Genomic DNA, 21,113 nt, shown 5'->3' on the forward strand with positions numbered 1-21,113 from the left:
GTTTTAGTGGGATCCACGAAGTCAGCATTGGTGACTCTCCCCCCGTAATCACAGACAAACAGGAGCGCCAGCAGGTGATCATTGATGTACTTGGCACATTATACCAAGAGATTTATTCCTGAATTTGATGCGGAATGTCGGACCTAAACCCCTCTCGAAAATTTTCACGACCAAATTCTATCAGAAACTTATCCGGAGTGATAACTATAGTCGGAGGATAACCAAAAAAACTTATATAAATTATATACTTGTATAAAAACAACAATAGGTGACATTGCCATTACATAGAATGCTTTACCAAAATACTCGTTGATATTATCTGGATAATTCACAAATACATAAATCGAGAAACAAATTATTAGAAAACACACTACATGTAAAAACAGATCGAACTTCTTTTGTAAGGTAATTGTATCAGCAGACATGATCACACGTAAAAAAATAAAGTAATAAATGAAATATGCAATAATGTTCCAAAAACGAATTGAATTACTTTAAAAGCATACGGAGAACTAACCGCATAAACAAAGCCGGTCGGACCTATTATTTTCCCTTTAAACCATGAATATGAGTAAAAAAACCGTAAAATAATATCAGCAAGCCACTACCTAGCAATTGAATTTGGTTATATTTTACGCCATCCTTGATGAATAAAAGTGTAATCAAAATTGCTACTAGTAGACTGGCGAATGAACTTCTAATAAAAAGCATTCTCTCGAAATAATACATCCAACTCACCATTTTCTTCAATCAAACCATACTTATAAGATCTCTCAATCAACTCTTTATTCGGATATATTCCTAGTTCAAAAACAGCACAGGCAGCGTAAAAAACACTGCCTGTGCTTTATCGCTGTTACTCTTTGTAATCGTCGTGGCACGACTTACAGGTACCACCTAAACCAGCAATGGCTTTTGCATAAGCGCTTTCATCGCCTGACCCAGAAGCAGCCTGAATATCCATCGCCACTTTTTTCAGCGCGGCAATTTTGTCTTTAGCATCGGCTTCATTGCTAAACAATGCAGGCTTTGCATCGGTAGGCACGTCAAATTCGGTAGTGTCAACTAACAAATAGTCAGCCATCATGTCTGCCAACTGCTCCAGACGCATGCCATTGGTTTTCATCACTGCCGGATCAAACTTCTCCATTTTAAGCATGCCAAACATAGGAGCTGCATTGCTTTTTACCAGTTGGAACAACGACTGACGATACTCCACTGCCGCTTCAGCATGTTTTTCTGACGCCGCTTTAGCTGCCATTGCACTGCCGCTTAATACTGTGCCTGCTGCACATACTGCCAGTAATCCTGAGGCTATGACTTTCTTCATGTTGCCTGTCTCCCTAAACGTTTGGAAAGTGAATGTTATTTTTTAACAAGAAAATAGATAACGCACACCAGTGACTTGACGGTAATTTCTGGCGCGCACATAAAAAAACACGCAATTGCTATAGTGAACAATTGCGTGTCTCTCAACAAGGTTTATTCGGTTAACCGAACAAAAAAGCGCGGTGAGCTTAATTGGTCAGGTCGTCGAAGAACTTCTTCACACCATCAAAAAAGCCCTGCTCTTTCGGACGGTGTTTCGCTGCATCGGTACCCTGCCCCATAGAATCTTCCAACTCACGCAGTAAGTCTTTCTGTTTTGACGACAGGTTTACCGGTGTTTCTACCACCACTTTACACAGCAAATCGCCAACAACGCCACTGCGTACCGATTTCACACCTTTGCCGCGCAAACGGAACATACGACCAGTTTGAGTTTCCGGGCTGATTTTCAGTTTTACTTTACCTTCCAGGGTAGGCACCTGTAATTCACCACCCAATGCGGCGGTTGTAAAACTCAGCGGCACTTCGCAATACAGGTTATTGCCGTCGCGGGTAAATATATCGTGCTCGCGTACGTGAACCTGCACATAAAGATCCCCTGGCGGCGCACCGTTTTCGCCTGCTTCACCTTCGCCACTCAAACGAATGCGATCGCCGGTGTCCACACCAGCCGGGATTTTAACTGATAGCGTTTTCGTTTTTTCGGTACGGCCCTGACCATGACACTCGTTGCATGGATCAGAGATAATTTTGCCGCGACCTGAACACGTTGGACAGGTTTGCTGTACCGCAAAAAAGCCCTGACGCATTTGTACCTGACCATTACCATGACAGGTTGGACAGGTTTTAGGGCTACTGCCTTTTTTAGCACCTGAACCGTGACACGGTTCACAGGCCACCAGCGTAGGCACACGAATTTCCACTTCTTTACCACGAACCGCTTCTTCCAGCGACATTTCGAGGTTGTAACGCAAATCTGCGCCCTGGCGTGCTCTTGACTGACGACCGCGGCCACCACCAAAGATATCGCCAAACACATCACCAAAAATATCGCCAAAGTCAGCGCCGCCGCCAAAGCCGGCCCCACCGCGATTCGGATCAACGCCCGCATGACCATATTGATCGTAGGCAGCGCGTTTTTGTGAATCAGTCAGTACTTCATAGGCTTCCTGGATTTCTTTAAACTTTTCTTCCAGTGCTTTATCGCCCTGAGTACGGTCAGGGTGGTACTTCATAGCCAGTTTTTTGTACGCTTTTTTAATTTCGCGCTCGCCGGTTCCTTTGTCCACGCCAAGCACTTCGTAGTAATCTCGTTTCGACATATCGCTCGCTATTCCTACCCGATTATCACAACCCTGACGGGCTGTAAAAATTCTGCTTCATTTACATAAAAAGGCGCAACAAGCTTTTCCCTGCTGCGCCTGAGAGTGCAACCTGGCCCGGCGCTTCACCGGGCTGGGTATGACTTACTTCTTGTCGTCTTTCACTTCTTCAAATTCAGCGTCAACAACATCGTCTTCAGGCTTGCCTTTGCTTGCACCAGCATCTGTTGCACCGGCACCTGCCGCAGCTTGCTGGGCCTGAGCAGCTTCCATCAGTTTAGAAGACGCTTGGATCAGCTCCTGTGTCTTCGCTTCGATGGCCGCTTTATCTTCGCCTTTCGCTGCAGTTTCTAACGCCGATAACGCTGCCTCAATTGGCGCTTTATCGTCTGCACTCAGTGCATCGCCCACTTCTTCAAGTTGCTTGCGAGTAGCGTGGATCATGCCGTCAGCCTGGTTGCGCGCCTGAATCAGTTCTTCGAACTTCTTGTCGGCTTCTTTATTCGCTTCCGCGTCAGCAACCATTTTCTCGATTTCTTCTTCGTTCAAACCAGACGAAGCCTGAATGGTGATCTTCTGCTCTTTTGCTGTGTCTTTGTCTTTCGCAGACACGTGCAGGATACCGTCAGCATCGATATCGAAGGTTACTTCGATTTGCGGCACACCGCGCGACGCAGGACGAATACCTTCTAGGTTGAACTGACCAAGAGATTTGTTGCCACTTGATTGCTTACGCTCACCCTGAAGTACGTGTACTGTTACCGCAGACTGGTTGTCTTCAGCAGTAGAGAAGGTTTGCGATTTCTTAGTAGGAATCGTCGTGTTCTTCTCGATCAGCGCCGTCATTACGCCGCCCATGGTTTCAATACCTAAAGACAGAGGTGTTACGTCAAGCAACAGTACGTCTTTTACTTCACCAGACAATACACCGCCCTGAATCGCCGCACCCACCGCTACTGCTTCGTCTGGGTTAACGTCTTTACGTGGCTCTTTGCCAAAGAATTCAGTTACGTACTTCTGAACCAGTGGCATACGAGTCTGACCACCAACCAGGATGATGTCATTGATATCGCTAACCGACAGGTCGGCATCTGCCAGTGCCTGTTTAACCGGGTTCAGCGACTCTTTCACCATGTCTTCAACCAGTGATTCCAGTTTCGCACGCGTTAATTTAATCGCTAAGTGCTTAGGACCTGACGCATCAGCTGTGATGTAAGGCAGGTTCACTTCGGTTTGTTGTGAAGATGACAGTTCAATCTTCGCTTTTTCACCAGCTTCTTTCAGACGTTGCATTGCCAGCGGATCTTTGCGCAGGTCGATGCCTTGATCTTTCTTAAACTCTTCAACCAGGTAGTTAATTACACGGTTGTCGAAGTCTTCACCACCTAAGTGCGTGTCACCGTTGGTAGCCAGTACTTCAAAAGTGTGTTCGCCGTCTACTTCATCAATTTCGATGATAGAGATATCGAATGTACCACCACCTAAGTCGTAAACCGCAACAACGTTATCGCCTTTCTTTTTGTCCATGCCGTAAGCAAGGGCAGCAGCTGTTGGCTCGTTGATAATACGTTTTACTTCCAGACCTGCGATACGGCCTGCATCTTTAGTAGCCTGACGCTGAGAATCGTTAAAGTAAGCCGGTACAGTAATTACCGCGCCTGTTACTTTTTCGCCCAGGAAATCCTCGGCGGTTTTCTTCATCTTTTTCAGTACTTCAGCAGAAATTTGTGGAGGCGCCATTTTTTCGCCTTTCACTTCTACCCATGCGTCACCATTGTCTGCCTTGGCAATTTTGTAAGGCATGATGTCGATGTCGCGCTGTACTTCTTTATCTTCAAAACGACGACCAATCAAACGTTTGATTGCAAACAGTGTGTTAGTTGGGTTAGTCACCGCCTGACGCTTTGCAGACTGACCTACCAGTGTTTCACCGTCGTTGGTATAAGCGATAATTGAGGGCGTGGTGCGGTCACCTTCCGCGTTTTCAATTACTCGCGGTTTGTCGCCGTCTAGAACTGCGACACATGAATTTGTTGTACCTAAATCGATACCAATGATTTTACCCATTACGTGTCTCCAAAAAGTATTCTGTAATCTTGCGTAATTAGTGGGGTTATTCCCCACTGATTTCAATAGTTGCTGTAAAAATTTTTAAGCCTGGGTGTCTACGCCGTTACTTGGCGCGCGCGATACCATTACCATGGCCGGACGTAACAGGCGCCCGTTCAGTTCATAACCCTTCTGCATGACTGCCATTACCGTGTTTGGCGCGAAATCAGCGCTTTCCTGCATCGACATGGCCTGATGTAATTCAGGGTTAAAGGCCTGACCTTGTGGATCAATGGGGGTCATGCCAAATTTTTCAATTGTGCTGACAAACGATTTCAGCGTCATTTCCACGCCTTCCAGCATTGGTTTAATCGCTTCGTTTTCAGCATCGGCTACCATCACAGCGCGCTCGAGGTTATCGATAACATCCAGCAATGAACCAGCAAAACGCTCCAGTGCAAATTTGCGGGCTTTTTCAACTTCCGCTTCGGCGCGACGGCGGGCATTTTCCATTTCAGCACGGGCGCGCAGCACTGAATCCTGCTGCTCATTAAATTTGGCTTCTGATGCGGCCAGGGCTTTCTCCAGTTCGGCAATTCGCGCTGCCGCTTCGTCAACCACTTCACCTTCAACAGCAACGGTTTCTGCGGCGTCAACCTGCACATCTTCTGTTTGGGCTGCGGCTTGTTGCGCTTCGGTTTGGTCTTGTTGTTCTGATTGCACGTCGCGTGGCTCGCTCATGCTTTCCTCCACAATGTTTTTAGGTAATTACTCACAATGTGCCTATTTATGGGGGTGGTTTACTGGCCTTCAAGGGTATCCACAATTTTTTTATGGATTCGATATTTGTGCTAACGTAAGCCGGTACAAAATAAGGAAAAGAAATTCGCCATGCTGAGTATTTGGAGTGTTGGGGCCATTGTTCTGGTTTATTTGATCGGATTATTTGTGCTGGCCTTTTGGGGCGACAAAAAAATAGATAGAAATCAACAACATCCAATTCTCTACAGTTTAGGGCTAGGGGTACATTGCACATCCTGGGCGTTTTTTGGCACCACCACCCAGGCTACCCAATATGGCTGGCCTGTGTTTCCTACCTATGTTGGCATAGTGTTGGTAATGATCTTTGCCTTCCCGGTTATTTTGCGTATCAGCCGTATTTGCCAGCAACACAATGTTAGCTCACTGGCTGATTTTATAAGTTTGCGTTACGACCGCTCTCATACACTCGCCGCCATTATTACCCTGTTGTGCTTTTTCGGTGTAGTTCCCTACATCGCCCTGCAACTTGATGCCATTACCGCAAGCATTGCGCTCATCACCTCAGACAACACCACTGGCACGGGTACGGTTGGCTTTTACGTGGCTGCATTAATGGCCTTGTTTGCCATTTTATTTGGTACCCAAACGCTAAATCTTACGGAAAAACACCCTGGCTTACTCGCCACCATTGCAGCAGAGTCGGTGGTTAAACTGGCAGGCTTGTGTGTGGTGGGGTTATATGTGTGTTACAGCCTGTACGACGGCGTATTTGACTTGTTTACTCAGGCGGCTCAACACGGCCCAACCCGGGAAATATTCTACGCAGATAAAGGCTGGGGCGTATTTTTGAGCCACGTGTTACTGGGCATTTGCGCTATGTTCATTTTGCCCCGCCAGTTTCACATGAATTTTGTAGAAAACAACGGCGAAAATGAATTGCGTACTGCGCGGTGGTTATTTCCTTTATACCTACTGGGCATGACCGTATTTGTACTGCCGATTGGTTTGGCGGGCAGCCTGTTGATGCCAGACGGTATCAATTCATCCGATGCCCTTGTACTGGCCCTGCCCATTCACCACGAAAACACCCTGGTGTCGGTGATTGCTTTTATCGGCGGGTTATCTGCCACTACCAGCATGATCATTGTAGCTACGCTTGCACTGGGCATTATGATAGCCAACAACCTGATAACGCCTTTGTGGTTTACTGCGGTATTTAAACGCCAGCCTCAACATTCATTGCAGGCAGATCAGTTGTTGTCGATACGCCGATTAACCGTGCTGGTTGTGCTGTCGGTAGCATTTTGGTATCACGTGAATATCAGCCAGTCTGCGCCGTTGGTGAAAAGCGGTATCATTGCTATGGCATTATTGTCGCAGGTATTTCCTATCATGTTATTCAGCCTGTACTGGCAGCGAGCCAATAAGCCTGCCGCCATATGCGGATTACTGGCAGGTTTTAGTTGCTGGGTAGCATGGATACTCTACCCCAGCCTGCTATCCAGCTATTATTTTGAGCCAATTCCCACCGATGCCGAGCTGGGCCAAAGCTATCTGTTTAGTCTACTGATTAACTGTGCCGTGTTTGTAACCGTGGCTTTACTCACCCCCAAATCACGAATTAATGCAGATGCCGACCAACAACATCTTCCCCCCGAGCCGGAACTGGCCATTAAAATAGGTGATTTACTTACTCTCACAGAACGCGTGCTGGACCCGGCTGTGCATCGGGCACTTGCCAATCAGCTTTCGATAGACAGTCATCAGCCTCAAGGGTATGCCAGCCAAGGGCTGCTAAGTCGGGTGGAAAAACTACTGGCAGGCCAGGTAGGCAACCCTAGCGCGCGGTTGTTGTTAACGGCACTGGCAGAAACGCAGCCGCAGGGGTTATCAAACCTGGTGCATTGGGTAGAAGAAGCTTCCCAGAGTTTTCAGTTTAATCACGAAGTACTGCAATCATCGGTACAACATATCGAGCAGGGTATTGCGGTACTGGATCGCAATCTCAGTATGTTGGCCTGGAATGAACGGTATCTGGAGCAATTCCATTATCCGCCTGGCTTTGTAAAAGTGGGCATGCCCATAAAAGATTTACTCCAATACAACGCGGATCGGGGCTTGCTGGGTAATTCAGAGAACATTGCGGAAGAAATCAATAAACGCATTCGCTACATGGCAGAAGGCAGTCGCTACAAATATGTGCGCAAACAAAATGACGGCCGGGTAATTGAACTCAACGGCAGTCCACTGCCAGGCGGCGGATTTGTAACAACCTACAGCGACATCACTGAATATATGCGAATTCAGGAAGAACTCGAAAATGCCAAGTCGGAGTTAGAAGCTCGCGTAGTAAGACGCACAAAACAGCTTGAACAGGCTAAATTGGAAGCCGATAAAGCGAATGAAAGTAAGACCAAGTTTCTGGCAGCAGCCGGCCATGACTTGATGCAACCGTTTAATGCTGCCACTTTATTTGCATCAATGCTGGCTCAGAAAACCACGGGTTCGGCACTGCAATCGCTAAGTGAAGGGCTGGTGAATTCGCTCAATAGCGCTGAGTCATTGCTATCAGCGCTCCTGGATATGACCAAGTTGGAAACCGGGCGCCTCACCGCACAAAAAACCGATTTTAAGCTGGATGACATGTTGGCTGGATTGTGTCAGGAATTTGCATTGATATGCGAGCAAAAGTCCCTGAGCTTGCGTTATGTGCCTACGCAATTGGTTATTCACTCCGACCCCAAATTACTGCGAAGAGTGATTCAAAACCTGTTGTCGAATGCTGTTCGCTATACCCAGCAAGGAACAGTGTTAATTGGCGCCCGGCGCCGGGGTAACCACGCGGCAGAAATTTGGGTGGTAGATACTGGCCCCGGTATTCCTGAACATCAGCAAACCGAAATTTTTAACGAATTCCACCAATTAGACGTTCACCAAAATCAGGGACTCGGGCTGGGATTAACCATTGTAGATAAGATCAGCCATTTATTGGGCCATAATGTGGCACTAAAATCCGTACCAGGTAAAGGTACGCGTTTTAGTGTCAATGTTCCCCGCTCCCACCAGCGATTAGTATCACAGCGCAACACGCGCTCGGCAGAATTATCAGAGAGTGCTCAACTGCTGGCTGGCAGAAACGTGCTTATTATTGAAAACGACGAACAAATCAGCATCGCAATGACCCGTCTGTTAGAAGACTGGGGCGCGCACGTGTGGGCAAGCCGTAGTTTCGAGGAAGCAAAATTGGTGAGCATAGTGCCTGATTTTATGATGGTTGATTACCATTTGGATCATGGCGAAACGGGTATTCAGGCCGCGACCCGGCTGAGGGAGCATTGGAATGAGAACGTGCCGGGGATCCTGAACACAGCAAACCGCCATGATGGTGTACGGGACGAAGCCAGAGATGCGGGATTACTGTATTTACCCAAACCGCTTAAACCCGCAGCATTGAAGCGATTATTAAAGCAATCGAAACTGCTGAATGGATAATAATCGATTATAAAGAACGAACGGTTTTAACTGCCCCGTGCGAGGAAATTTGTTCAAAGCTGTTCAATGCCGCTTGTGCGTGTTCTTTCATGAGCGCTTCTGCACGTGCACCTTGTCCACTTGCAATGGCCTGAACAATGGCGTGATGTTGCTGATGAGCATAATACAAGCGCTTGTATTCGCGTTCAGTTTGTTCAGGATTAAAGACCAGCGCATTCACTGACGCCATGGGTAAATGTTCATTTATTTGCAACGCCATTGCGATTGCATTGTTTTGACTCCCTTGTACCAGACAATCGTGAAACCGTCGGTTTATCTCAACATAATCCTGAATCTTTTCTTCGTTAAAATAGCGCTCCTTAAACAACTCGTCACCCTCTGTGAGGCATTGTTTTAGTGTATCGAGAACATTGTCAGACAACCCTTTTTCAACAATTTGTCGAGTTGCAAGCCCTTCCAGCGCACCACGCACCTCAACCGCGTCGGCTATTTCATCCCCGCTAACCAGCCTGACCTGATATCCGCGTCTGGGCAATTTGGTAATTAAGCCTTCTTGCTCCAACGCCCTAAAAGCAATGCGAACCGGCGTACGTGATACGCCAAGCATATCGGCGGTTGGGATCTCAGCCAATCTGTCTCCTTGCTGTAGTGCGCCAGACAGGATCTTATCCCGCAATATGCTCAACACGGCATGTTTATCTTTATTCATATGTGTTTTTCTCATTCCTGTTAACCCGAAAACCCACAGGGTTAATACCCGCGTATTTTGCGGTGTAATACGGCTGCATACAAGCCATTAGCTGTCTGTAAATGGATCCAAAATAGAACAATATTTATCAAATTAAGCTTCATTTTACCTAACCAGACCAATAATTGGATCCAATACCAGTAAAAATGGTGGAAACAAACCATTAACATTGCTAAATTGGATCCAATTTAACAATGTAACGATCGGACAGGATCTCATCCATGAGCCATTTTATTCGCAATACCTGGTACGTTGCGGCGACCAGTGATGAAGTAAAACCTAACACGCCTCTGGGCCGAACCCTATGCAACATTCAAATTGCCTTTTTTCGTGACAGTAAACAACATATCCAGGCGGTTGAAGACTTCTGCCCACACCGGGGAGCCCCATTATCTCTGGGCTATGTAGAAGGTGACAACCTGGTTTGCGGTTATCATGGGTTACAAATGGGAAGCAATGGTAAAACCCAAAGTATGCCGAGTCAGCGAGTGGAGCACTTCCCCTGTATAAAGCAAATCCCTGTGGTGGAACGCTACGGTTTTATTTGGATTTGGCCGGGAGAGCACGACAAGGCAGATCCATCGTTAATTCCGGAATTAACCTGGGCATTGGATCCAAAATGGGCTTATGGCGGTGGTGTTTATTACATCAAATGTGATTATCGACTAATGATCGATAACTTAATGGATCTCACTCACGAGACCTACGTTCACGCCACCTCCATTGGGCAAAAAGAAATTGATGAAACCCCGGTGAAAACCACCATGGAAAACGGACAGGTTGTCACCAGCAGATATATGGAAAGCATCCTGCCACCCCCTTTCTGGCAACAGGCGTTAGCAGCCAACGGCCTGCCAACCGACCAATTAGTTGATCGCTGGCAGATTTGTCGCTTTGACCTACCTAGCCATGTGATGATTGAAGTTGGTGTGGCGATGGCTGGAAATGGTGGGTATTCCGCGCCAGATGCCCTAAAAGCCGGCAGTATTGTGGTTGACTTTATCACCCCAGAAACCGACGGCACCATGTGGTATTTCTGGGGCATGGCACGTAACTTTAAAGCAAACGATGAACAACTAACCTCTGCCATTCGCGAAGGTCAGGGCAACATTTTTGCTGAAGATCTTGAAATTTTGGAACGTCAGCAACAGAACCTTGACAAGTTCCCTGATCGCCAGTTGCTCAAGCTCGATATTGATGCCGGCGGTGTTCAGGCAAGACGTTTGATTCAACGAGCCATGAAACAAGAAGATACCCGTGTAAATAAGGAGACTGCATAACATGATGATGGTGCGCGTTATACAAAAGCAGTTAATTTCACAGCGTGTTTGTTTACTTACGTTAGCACGTGAAGACAGCCTCCCCTTACCAACATGGCAACCTGGTGCACATATCGACGTATTTCTGCCTGACGGGATGATTCGGCAGTATTCGCTGTGTGGTTCTCTAAACGCGGCTACGTATAGTATCGCTGTGCAACTGGAGCCTGCAGGTAAAGGGGGTTCGCGGTATATTCATGACTCGCTGGCGTGCGGAGCAAGTATCGGGATCAGCGAGCCTCGTAATCACTTTCCGCTTACCGATTCTGATACACCCTGCGTGTTTATGGCGGCGGGCATTGGTATAACGCCTTTTATACCAATGATGGAACAGTGTCTGCGCCACAATCGCTCATTTACGCTGTATTACGCCATTGCTCATCAGCAGGATAATTTGCTAAGTGATGTATACCGTGACATAGAAAACGTACATGTCCACAACAAGGCCGTAGAAGGCGAGCGATTAAACATTAGTCAGATACTTCATGACACACCACAAAACAGTGATATTTTTGTGTGTGGTCCGGCTGGCTTTATTAGTGACGTGTTGGAAACGGCGGCGCAAAAAGGCATAAGTGCTGATCGTCTTCATCGGGAATATTTCTCTGCCGCTCCTATCGATCACACTAGCGATGGAAGTTTTGAAATTGAAATAGCCAGCACCGGTCAGATTGTAAAAGTAGCTAAACATGAGTCTATGCTAGAAGCACTTGAAGATAATGGCTTTTTCGTTCCGGTTTCCTGCGAGGAAGGGGTCTGTGGTACCTGTATTACCCCCCTGCTTAATGGCGAAGCCGATCACCGGGATGTGTTTTTAACCGATGAGGAAAAGGCCCAAATGAACAAGATTGCCGTTTGCTGCTCCCGTGCCAAAAGTCCGCGATTGCTGATTGACTTGTAAAAAGGTTACTCCTGGCTCTGCCGCCGATATGCAGCAGGGCTGGTACCTACTTTTCGCTTAAAAAACTTATTAAAATAGCCCGGATCGGAAAAGCCCAATCGCTCTGCTATTTCTGCCACTGGCATATCGGCGAACACCAAATAACGATTGGCTTCGTTAAGTAGTACTTTGTGTATCAGGGCCAGCGCATTTTCGCCGGTTTGCTCACGGCAAATTTGATTTAAATGCGCCTGACTAACCCGTATCTCATTCGCGTACCAGCTAACCTGATGGTACTGGGTAAAGTGCCGTTCAATCAGTTGCTGAAATTGCCGGACTTTTCGTTCAGATTTTGACAGGTTGGATTCTTCCTTGTTGTCTGTGCGAGCGCGAAGTAACCAGATCAATAACTGCTGCAACAATGCCTGAAACATGGCTTCCTGATAAATAGCAGGTTGATTCGCTTCCTGCTGGAGCAGATTGCACAGTTGTGTCACGTAGTCTCTATCGGTGTCGGGAATGGCAGTGATAAACGGCTGATCAACTCTGCGGTGCAAACCCAGACTACTCAGGACTTGCTGCAACATAGGACTTGCCACCGACAAAACAACCCCCTGTGACTCAGCCTGCCAATCGAAGCCGTGCATGACCCCCTCAGGGATAACAATCACCACGGGAGCTGCGCGTTTGTACTGTTGCGTGTCCAGCCGCACTTCAACTCCCCCCTCTAATACAACAAACAGTTGCGTTATTTGCCGGTGGCGATGAGGCTGAATAGTCCAGTTATGCTGTTCACTGCGCTGCACCAACGCTTCGCAATACAGCAGTGTATGTGGAGCAAAAGCACCGTCTTCACCGTAAAAGTCAACAAACTCAAGATTCCCAAACATTTTTATTACAATCTACAAAATACACCACCAAATAACTAATTTACCCCTTATAAAGATTAAAAATCTACATAAAATACCATTCAAGAAATAAAAAAGGGGCTTCCCATGAACTGGAAAAAACAAGATTACGACGATATCCCGGGCACGTATGTGTTCGACGGACAACGCGCGCATCCGGCTTACGCCATTAATAAGTTGTTGTTTACCTTTAATGACCAGGCCTGTCGCGATGAGTTTGACGCTGACCCAGCCGCCTATTGCGACAAATTGGGTGTTACCGGCGACTTCAAAAAAGCCGTGTTGGAACAGGACTTTCTGGGGTTACTTCGCATGGGCGCCAATATCTACTTTTTGGCGAAAATGTGTGTACCACGCGGTGTGTCCGTTCAGGATGCAGGGGCTGCCTTTCAGGGGATCACCACCGCTGAGTTTCAGCAAAAACTATTAGACAAAGGCAATGGTCTGGAAGCAATCCTGGCCAAAAGAGGAGATTACTGGAATGGCTAAAATTATTGGTGGAATTACCAGTTCGCATATTCCTGCAGTAGGTAACGCAATTTCTCAGGGGATCACTCAGGAGCCATACTGGAAGCGTTTTTTCGACGGTTATGGTCCAGCCAAAGACTGGCTTGCTGAAGCGAAGCCTGATCTGGTGATTGTGGTGTATAACGATCACGGGCTGAACTTTTTCTTAGACAAGGTTCCCACCTTTGCGCTGGGTTGTGCCGACATCTATGAAAACGCTGATGAAGGTTGGGGTTTAAAACCGGTACCTTCATTTACCGGTGATGCGAAGCTGTCGTGGCACCTGGCACAATCGCTGGTTGAACAGGAATTTGATATTTGTACCTGTCAGGAAATGAAAGTTGACCATGGCTTTGTTAACCCGATTCGCGCGTTATTTGGCGATCAGGAACCCTGGCCGGTAAAAGCTATTCCGCTGGCAGTGAATACCGTTCAGCACCCGGTGCCTAGCGCCGCTCGCTGTTTGAAGTTAGGTAAAGCACTGGGTAAAGCACTCGAATCTTACCCGGAAGATATGCGTGTAGTGATTCTGGGAACGGGTGGGATGTCTCACCAGTTACAGGGTGAGCGTGCAGGTATCATCGATGTGGAATTTGATTTGGAATGCATGGATAAAATTGCGACGGATCCAGAATGGATGACGCAATTCAGCAATGCCGACATTATCCGCAGAGCGGGAAGTGAAGGGATTGAAACCATTATGTGGTTAGTGATGCGCGGCGCGTTAAAAGATGACGCCAAAGTGATTCACAAACACTACCATGCCCCCATTTCCAACACAGGTGCGGGTGTACTGGTACTTGATAACCAGTAAACCGGACTCACTGACCGGTGCCCCGGTCAGTGACTTTCATCGTTATTCATCATTTGCTTAAATAGCACGCCTGCCTTGGTGCGATTGATCACTTCCAGCTTGCGCAGTACCGCTGACACATGTTGTTTTACGGTTGATTCAGAAATATCTAATTCGTAGGCAATTTGTTTATTCAGCAAGCCATCTGCCATCATTTTTAACACTTTAAATTGATGCGGCGTTAACTGTGCCAGTTTATCGGCAAAGGCTTTATCGTGCTGATTTTCTAACTGCGTAATGGCATCGTTGATATTGGCCGGTAGCCATTGTTCACCGTCGAGCACTTTATTCACTGCATCGGCAATTTGCGGTAAAGGCGTGGATTTTGGAATGTAGCCACTGGCCCCCAGGTCGATGGCCCGCCGAATAAGTGTAGGATCTTCCTCGGCTGAAACAATCACCACTAACACACTGGGGAATTGGGTTCGTAGCTCGGTTAACCCGGTCAGCCCGTCGTTGCCCGGCATATTCAAATCTAAAAACACCAGTTCAATTTCATCGTGTTGCCCTACCGCCTCGTAGGCTTCGGAAAAGCTGGCCACTTCCAGAATATTGTTGCCTACGATATCCACCAGCGCCTGCCGCATGGCTGCACGAAACAAAGGATGATCGTCTGCAATTAAAATACTGGTATCCACCGGATTACTCTTTTTTGTTTAATTTTAAACAGTTTACAGGAAAAAAATCTGAAATTGACAACGAACTTCCCTGCTTACTAATTGCGTTATGCCGTGAACGACAAAGTCAGCCAGGGGATATCCCATGGCTGACTCGTATTCTGTCGTTAATTCGCTTAAATTAGAAGCGATAGCCAACGGTTAACTGCACGGTCATTGGGTCGCCATAGTAACCAATCAGCGTGGTATCACCACCCAGTCCAGGGCCGTAGCTACCGTCTTCGTTACGGGTAACGAAGTCATAACCACCTACCAGGTACTCTTCGTCGGTCAGGTTCTTGGCGTGAATACCGCCGTACCAGTTGCCTTCCACACTTTCCCAGTTCACGCTCAGGTTCACCATACCATACGCATCCTGTTTGATTAGGTCGCTGGTTTCAAACAGCAAATAATCATCGCGATAGTAGTAGTTAGCATTGAATGTAAACAAGCCCATATCGGTATCAAGATGATATGTAGCGGCCATGTTCAAGGTGTTCTCAGGCGTACTTGCCAGGCCAATCAGTGGCGGTACCGCGTCGTTCTTTTTAATTTCAAAATCAATGAAACCGTAAGCCGCAGACAGAGTCAGATTGTCGGTAGCAACGTAAGTTAACTCAACTTCCACCCCTTTTGCAGCCGTTTCTGCTGCGTTACGCAGACGTTGCTCTAACGCAGTAGGATCGTCGCTACCACCTTCAATACCAATGTACTGACGATCTTTGTGATCGTAAGAAAACAAGGTCACGTTAGCACGGAAGCTTTCTGTTACGTCACTCTTTATACCCAACTCATAAGAGTCTACCACTTCCGGATTCACACCCGGTTCGTTAATGGTGGCACGTGGGTTAAAGGTACCTGATTTAAAGCCCTGGGAGTAACTGGCGAAAATCATGGTGTCATCAGACACGGTGTATTCCATGCCCAGACGCGGCGTAAATCGCGACCAACTTTGTACTGCAGGCGAATCCAGCGTACCGTCGCCGTCGCTGTCTGAACCCAGCACCTGTGGAGTTAACTGCCCATCAGGACGCACATAGCCAGGGATCCAGCCTGAGTATGGATACACGTTGGCAAAAATCAAACCGTTGAATACGGTAGCTTGTTTTTCTTCGTCGGTGTAACGCGCCCCCACTGATACAGACAGGTCGTTAGTAATGTCGTAGTTCAACTGACCATATACCGCCCAGCTTTCACTGTTGTTACAGCCAGATACTTCGCGGGTTAAACCTGGTACACCAAACGCGGCACGGCCAAGGAAACCCAGGATAGCGTCGAAATTACCACAGGACTCACCGTCGTAAAGGTAAACACCACTTACGAAAGAGTAATTATCACCTTTCAGGTTTGCCTGAATTTCATGGGTATCATTGCTGTCGTCATACTCGGCCGGTACGTCAAAGATGTCCAGCGGCGTGTTGTCAAAATCGATGTTGGTGGGTGAATAGCTTTCGCGGTGTGACCCCACGTATTTCAGTTCTACGTTGTCGCTTAAATCATAGCGCAATAACCAGTTATATCCTTCCAGCTCTACTTTGTTCCAGGTAGGCAAACTGGTGTATGAATCGAATTTCGATTTCGGTACTGGCGCATCAGTTAATAAACTGGGCAGTAAGCGATACCCGCCTTTAGCGTTTGAGGTATCCTCGGTTTTATCCCAGCCTAAACGGAAAAACAGCTCGTCGGTAATGTGTGCTTCTAATGTTAAACGCGCTGCCCACAGGTCTTTGTTATAGTTTTCTTTATCCTGACCTTCCAGCGCGCTTTCCAGGTATTCCCCATAACCATCGCGGGTCAGATTGGCGTAGCCAAATCCCAGGTATACTTTGTCGTCAACCAACGGATACTGTCCAGTGAGTTTTACGTCTTTACGCGCGTAGTTACCAATTGTGCCTTCGATATTCAGGGTGGGATCACCGGTCATGTCTTTGGTTACGTATTTAACCGCCCCACCTATGGTATTTTTACCGTACAGGGTGCCCTGCGGCCCGCGCAGAATTTCTATGCGCTGTACGTCCAGCAAATCCAGTACTGCACCCTGAGGACGGGCAATGTACACATCATCCACATAAATCCCTACGCCGGGCTCGTAACCCCAAAGTGGATCCTGTTGACCCAAACCGCGAATAAACGCAGTCAGTGTAGAGTTTGTACCACGGCTGGTTTGCAATGTGGTATTCGGTGAAAATTGTTGTACTTCTGTTAAAACGCTAATGCCTTTAGATTCCAGTTCAACTGCGCCGATAGAGGTAATCGCTACCGGCACTTCCTGTAAACTTTCTACCGTTTTACGAGCAGTAACTTCAATTTTTTCCAGCTTGCCCTTGCTTTCGTCAACATTACTGTCTTGTGCCAGCGCGCCAGTGCTGCCAAGGCATGCCAGTGTAACGGCCGTTGCACAGAGCGTGCGGGTGAAACCATTTGTGTGTACAGAAGTGTGTTTCATAAGGTGTCCCTTTTATTGTTTAATTCAGTGTTCATGTTGTCTGAAGGGTGCGGTCGTTAATTACTGTAGAGACTTTTAACATTTTCGTAACTAGTACCATCGTACTATGGGCAGAATGGGATTATCAGGCCAAACTTTGCCTACTTTCTGAAGATCTGCGGTCACAGAATCTAATTAAAGGAAAGTAACATTATGTTGAGTTTACTAGGACTCGTCGGTGGACTTGGGTTATTGATAGTGCTGACAATTCGCGGGATGAACCTGTTTATTGCAGCACCGCTTTGCGCCCTGATTGTTGCACTGACCAGCGGATTACCGGTATTTACCGGCGACGCGAATTTTGTGGCCACGTACATGAGCGGGTTTGCCAACTTTATTGCAGCCTGGTTTTTCATGTTCTTGCTTGGGGCCATTTTCGGCAAATTCATGGAAGATACCGGTGCTGCTGATGCCGTTGCACGGTGGATAGTAGGCAAACTGGGATTTAAGCACGCGGTTCTTGCCGTGGTGCTGGCCTGCGCCATTCTTACCTATGGCGGTGTAAGTCTGTTTGTTGTTGCCTTTTCTGTGTACCCCATGGCCGTCAGCCTGTTTAAAGACGCTAACCTGCCCCGCCGGTTTATCCCGGCCACCATGGCGTTTGGCTCGGTAACCTTTACGATGACCTCGGCAGGTTCACCGGAAATCCAAAACTGGATCCCAATAAAATACCTCGGCACGTCCCCCTTTGCAGCCTGGGAAGTCAGCTTAGTAGTCGCTATTTTCATGGCAACCTTCGGCTACTGGTGGCTAAAGCGTATGATTGGCAAAGCCATAGCAAAAGGCGAAGTATTTGAAGCCCGCGAAGCCGACCCTAAAGTACCCATGCGCGATCTGCCCCATCCGCTTACCGGTGTAATTCCGTTAATCGTTGTACTGGTATTAAGCTTTATGCTGCACGATTCACTGGCTCAACTGGCGTTGATTGTGGCGCTTGGCGGCGGTGTGCTTACGCTCATGGTAATTAATTTTCAGTACTTCCACGATTTATCCAAAGCCATTAACACAGGTACAACCGGCGCGTTAGTTGCTATAGGCAATACCGCCGCCGTAGTGGGTTTTGGTGCCATTGCAAAATCAACCTCGGCATTCCAGTCTACTGTTGAAGTGATGACCAATATTCCAGGCAATGAGCTCATTGGGGCTGCGATAGCCGTGAGTGTGATAGCGGGATTAACCGGCTCTGCGTCGGGTGGACAGGCTATTGTGCTGCCGTTGATCGGACAACATTACATTGACAAGGGCGTAGAGCCTGAGCAATTACACAGAATTGTGTCGATTTCATCAGGTGCACTGGACTCTTTACCGCATAATGGTTACGTTGTAACCACGATTCGCGCAATCTGCCATGAAACTCACAAAGCGGCTTACGGCTCGGTTGCCGCGCTGACTGTTGTGGTGCCGCTGTTAGGTTTGGCAATGGCCATTGCGTTGTTCAGTATTTTTTAGGAGTAATACATGGCAAGGACTCTTGCACTTTGTTTTGCCTTGTTGCTAAGCGCGTGCAGCATTGCCGCGCCCACTGCTTCTGAGCCACTGTTAACCACTAAACAGCGGTTCACCTTACCCACTTATAAAACCGTGGGCGGGCGCACAATAAAACAGTTACAAATCGGCTGGGAAAGTTACGGCAAACTCAACGCCGCTAAAGACAACACCGTATTAGTCACGCATTATTTTTCTGCCACCTCCCACGCTGCCGGTAAATACCACCCGGAAGATGCTGCTGCGGGTTATTGGGACGCCATTATCGGCCCTGGTAAGGCTATTGATACCAATCGCTATTTCGTAATAAGTGTAGATAGCCTGGTGAACCTTAATGTATACGACGAGAATGTGATCACCACCGGGCCAGCGACCATCGATCCGGATACCGGCAAACCTTATGGGTTAAACTTTCCGGTAGTTACCATCAAAGATTTTGTGAATGTACAAAAGGCCGTGTTGGAAAGCCTGGGCATAAAGCAATTGCACGCTGTAATTGGGCCATCAATGGGGTCTATGCAAGCCATTGAATGGGCAGCAAGCTACCCTGAATGGGTACCGCGAATGATTTCGGTAATTGGTACCGGCGATAGCGACGCATGGACTACTGCGGCACTTGAGCAATGGGCCATCCCTATTCGTCTCGATAAAAACTGGGCAGAGGGCAACTATTACAATGGCACGCCTCCTACCGACGGGCTGGCCGCTTCGTTAATGCTAATCACACAGCAGGCTTTAACACCAGTATTTTTCAATCAACAGGGTACAGCGTTACACTATCATCCGCTGGAAACCGGCCCACTCAACAGCATTACCCAACAGCATTCCATTGTAAAATGGCTCGATGAACGCGCGCGTAGCCGGGCAGCTAAGATGGATGCTAACCATCTGTTGTATCTGGTGAGAGCCTGTCAGCTGTTTATGGCTGGCCACGGCGACAACCTGAAGCAAAGCCTGGCAGCAGTGGAAGCCAAAAGCTTGTTTTTACCTGCCAGTACCGATTTACTGCTTATGCCGTACATGGCAGAAAAAGCCCACAAACAATTATTGGAAAATGGCAAAGACAGTCGCTATACCGAATTGTCTGGCCAGCTAGGACACCTTGAAGGCGTGCTGCGTATTGCTGAACAAGCCGACACTATTCAAGCGTTTCTACAGTATTAGGACACTGACATGCAAAAATTAACTTATGCTCTTATCGGTGCGGCACTCTCTACGTCTGCCTATTCAGTGCTGGCAAAAGACAAATTGCCCGCGCTCAATCTGGACACGCAGCACATTACCGTATCCGGACTTTCGTCTGGTGGATACATGGCCACGCAGTACCACATTGCCAACAGTGATAAAGTAGTTGGCGCAGCAATGATCGCCTCTGGCCCCTATTACTGTGCACAAAACGACATTGGTATTGCGCTGGGACAGTGCGTTAACAAAGTGGATGCGCCGATTGATGTTAAAGCGCTGAGTGCGCAGGCTCAGCAATGGGCCGATTCGGGAGCTATTGCCCCGTTGGAAGGGTTAAAAAACAGTCAGGTATGGATGCTACATGGCACCGCCGATACACGTGTTAACAGTGCTGTAAATAATGCACTTTACGCCCAGTATCAACAGTGGGTGCCTGGCACGCAATTAACCTATGTGAATGATCAGCCATTTGCCCACGTATTCCCAACGCTGGAGCAAGGCGGAAGCTGCACTGATTCTGCTTCACCCTACATTGGCCAGTGTGAATACGATGCAGCCGGCGAATTGCTCAATGCCCTGCTTGGCGAATTAAACGCACCAGACGACGAATTAACAGGCTCGGTAGTCTCTCTGGATCAACAGGCCATTGCTGGAGACAATGCCAGCACCTTGGGCGACACCGCTTATGCATATATTCCAGCTGATTGTGCCGCCGGTGAAGCCTGCCGCATTCACGTGAGTTTCCATGGCTGTAACCAATATGCCGATGCAGTAAAAATGGCCTATGTTGAGCAAACTGGCTTAAACCAATGGGCTGACGACAACCAGATTGTAGTACTGTATCCACAAACGAAAAAATCACTGCTGATGCCCATGAACCCCCAAGGGTGCTGGGACTGGTGGGGTTACACAGGTGATCAGTATGCCACCAAAAACGGGCCGCAGCTCAAAGCAGTAGACGCCTTAATTTCTCATCTTGCCAAACACTAAGGATGTTTCATGTCTTCGTATAATGTTTTTATTACCGGTGGTGCCAGCGGCATCGGCTTAGGCATTGCCGAGCTTTTGGCGGCCAAAGGTCATCATATTCTGATAGCCGACATTAACCTTGAAGCGGCGACGGCTGCTGCTGA

17 protein-coding genes are annotated in these 21,113 nt (G+C 47.7%); 9 read left to right on the plus strand and 8 right to left on the minus strand.

All coding sequences use genetic code 11. The features are described 5' to 3' along the window. Positions 1 to 856 precede the first annotated feature (856 nt). The 4 genes from ACLR2L_RS10355 to grpE form a co-directional block, all read right to left on the minus strand. Complete coding sequence (locus ACLR2L_RS10355) at positions 857 to 1,330, minus strand: c-type cytochrome (RefSeq protein ID WP_413367997.1); 474 nt, start codon at positions 1,328 to 1,330, stop codon at positions 857 to 859. A gap of 187 nt (positions 1,331 to 1,517) precedes the next feature. Next, a complete protein-coding gene (gene dnaJ / locus ACLR2L_RS10360; protein WP_140959998.1) occupies positions 1,518 to 2,651 on the minus strand; it encodes a molecular chaperone DnaJ in 1,134 nt (377 codons plus the stop codon). Positions 2,652 to 2,795: 144 nt separating this feature from the next. Further along, positions 2,796 to 4,718 carry a molecular chaperone DnaK gene (gene dnaK / locus ACLR2L_RS10365; protein WP_413368000.1) on the minus strand — a complete coding sequence of 641 codons (1,923 nt, stop codon included), beginning with the start codon at positions 4,716 to 4,718 and terminating at the stop codon, positions 2,796 to 2,798. 84 nt (positions 4,719 to 4,802) lie between these two features. Continuing rightward, positions 4,803 to 5,441, minus strand: a complete 639-nt coding sequence (gene grpE / locus ACLR2L_RS10370; protein ID WP_413368002.1) for a nucleotide exchange factor GrpE — start codon at positions 5,439 to 5,441, stop codon at positions 4,803 to 4,805. A gap of 150 nt (positions 5,442 to 5,591) precedes the next feature. Between grpE and ACLR2L_RS10375 the strand changes: the two genes are divergently transcribed. Continuing rightward, entirely contained in the window at positions 5,592 to 8,954 is a 3,363-nt protein-coding gene (locus tag ACLR2L_RS10375; RefSeq protein WP_413368004.1) for a sodium:solute symporter family transporter, read from the plus strand. A gap of 7 nt (positions 8,955 to 8,961) precedes the next feature. Here the strand turns inward: ACLR2L_RS10375 and ACLR2L_RS10380 are convergent, their stop codons facing one another. Then, on the minus strand, positions 8,962 to 9,663 hold the full coding sequence (locus ACLR2L_RS10380) for a GntR family transcriptional regulator (protein ID WP_413368006.1): 702 nt from the start codon (positions 9,661 to 9,663) through the stop codon (positions 8,962 to 8,964). Between the two features lie 260 nt (positions 9,664 to 9,923). Between ACLR2L_RS10380 and ACLR2L_RS10385 the strand changes: the two genes are divergently transcribed. After that, positions 9,924 to 10,982, plus strand: coding sequence for a Rieske 2Fe-2S domain-containing protein (locus tag ACLR2L_RS10385; RefSeq protein WP_413368008.1), 1,059 nt, complete (start codon positions 9,924 to 9,926; stop codon positions 10,980 to 10,982). 1 nt (position 10,983) lies between these two features. Further along, positions 10,984 to 11,922: a PDR/VanB family oxidoreductase gene (locus ACLR2L_RS10390; protein WP_413368010.1), complete on the plus strand. Its 939-nt coding sequence runs from the start codon at positions 10,984 to 10,986 to the stop codon at positions 11,920 to 11,922. Between the two features lie 5 nt (positions 11,923 to 11,927). Here ACLR2L_RS10390 and ACLR2L_RS10395 read toward each other — a convergent pair whose 3' ends face one another. Then, positions 11,928 to 12,791, minus strand: a complete 864-nt coding sequence (locus tag ACLR2L_RS10395; protein ID WP_413368012.1) for a helix-turn-helix domain-containing protein — start codon at positions 12,789 to 12,791, stop codon at positions 11,928 to 11,930. Between the two features lie 105 nt (positions 12,792 to 12,896). On the opposite strand from ACLR2L_RS10395, the gene ACLR2L_RS10400 reads away from it, so the two are divergent. Next, positions 12,897 to 13,298, plus strand: a complete 402-nt coding sequence (locus ACLR2L_RS10400; RefSeq protein ID WP_140960012.1) for a protocatechuate 3,4-dioxygenase — start codon at positions 12,897 to 12,899, stop codon at positions 13,296 to 13,298. After that, entirely contained in the window at positions 13,291 to 14,130 is an 840-nt protein-coding gene (locus ACLR2L_RS10405) for a class III extradiol dioxygenase family protein (RefSeq protein ID WP_140960014.1), read from the plus strand. The genes ACLR2L_RS10400 and ACLR2L_RS10405 overlap by 8 nt, the downstream gene beginning before the upstream one ends. A 26-nt stretch (positions 14,131 to 14,156) precedes the next feature. Here the strand turns inward: ACLR2L_RS10405 and ACLR2L_RS10410 are convergent, their stop codons facing one another. Then, complete coding sequence (locus ACLR2L_RS10410; protein ID WP_140960016.1) at positions 14,157 to 14,807, minus strand: response regulator; 651 nt, start codon at positions 14,805 to 14,807, stop codon at positions 14,157 to 14,159. A gap of 160 nt (positions 14,808 to 14,967) precedes the next feature. Continuing rightward, entirely contained in the window at positions 14,968 to 17,271 is a 2,304-nt protein-coding gene (locus ACLR2L_RS10415; RefSeq protein WP_413368015.1) for a TonB-dependent receptor, read from the minus strand. Between the two features lie 192 nt (positions 17,272 to 17,463). Between ACLR2L_RS10415 and ACLR2L_RS10420 the strand changes: the two genes are divergently transcribed. The 4 genes from ACLR2L_RS10420 to ACLR2L_RS10435 form a co-directional block, all read left to right on the plus strand. After that, positions 17,464 to 18,759 carry a GntP family permease gene (locus ACLR2L_RS10420; protein WP_140960020.1) on the plus strand — a complete coding sequence of 432 codons (1,296 nt, stop codon included), beginning with the start codon at positions 17,464 to 17,466 and terminating at the stop codon, positions 18,757 to 18,759. A 9-nt stretch (positions 18,760 to 18,768) separates the two neighbouring features. After that, positions 18,769 to 19,959, plus strand: coding sequence for an E22 family MetX-like putative esterase (locus tag ACLR2L_RS10425; protein WP_413368017.1), 1,191 nt, complete (start codon positions 18,769 to 18,771; stop codon positions 19,957 to 19,959). Between the two features lie 9 nt (positions 19,960 to 19,968). Further along, positions 19,969 to 20,970 (plus strand): polyhydroxybutyrate depolymerase, encoded by a 1,002-nt coding sequence (locus ACLR2L_RS10430; protein ID WP_413368019.1) that lies wholly within the window; start codon positions 19,969 to 19,971, stop codon positions 20,968 to 20,970. A 9-nt stretch (positions 20,971 to 20,979) separates the two neighbouring features. Further along, the coding region (locus ACLR2L_RS10435) for an SDR family NAD(P)-dependent oxidoreductase (RefSeq protein WP_413368021.1) at positions 20,980 to 21,113 on the plus strand (134 nt) is incomplete at its 3' end.

Source organism: Alteromonas sp. AMM-1 (assembly GCF_047290655.1).
Lineage (GTDB): Bacteria > Pseudomonadota > Gammaproteobacteria > Enterobacterales > Alteromonadaceae > Alteromonas > Alteromonas mangrovi.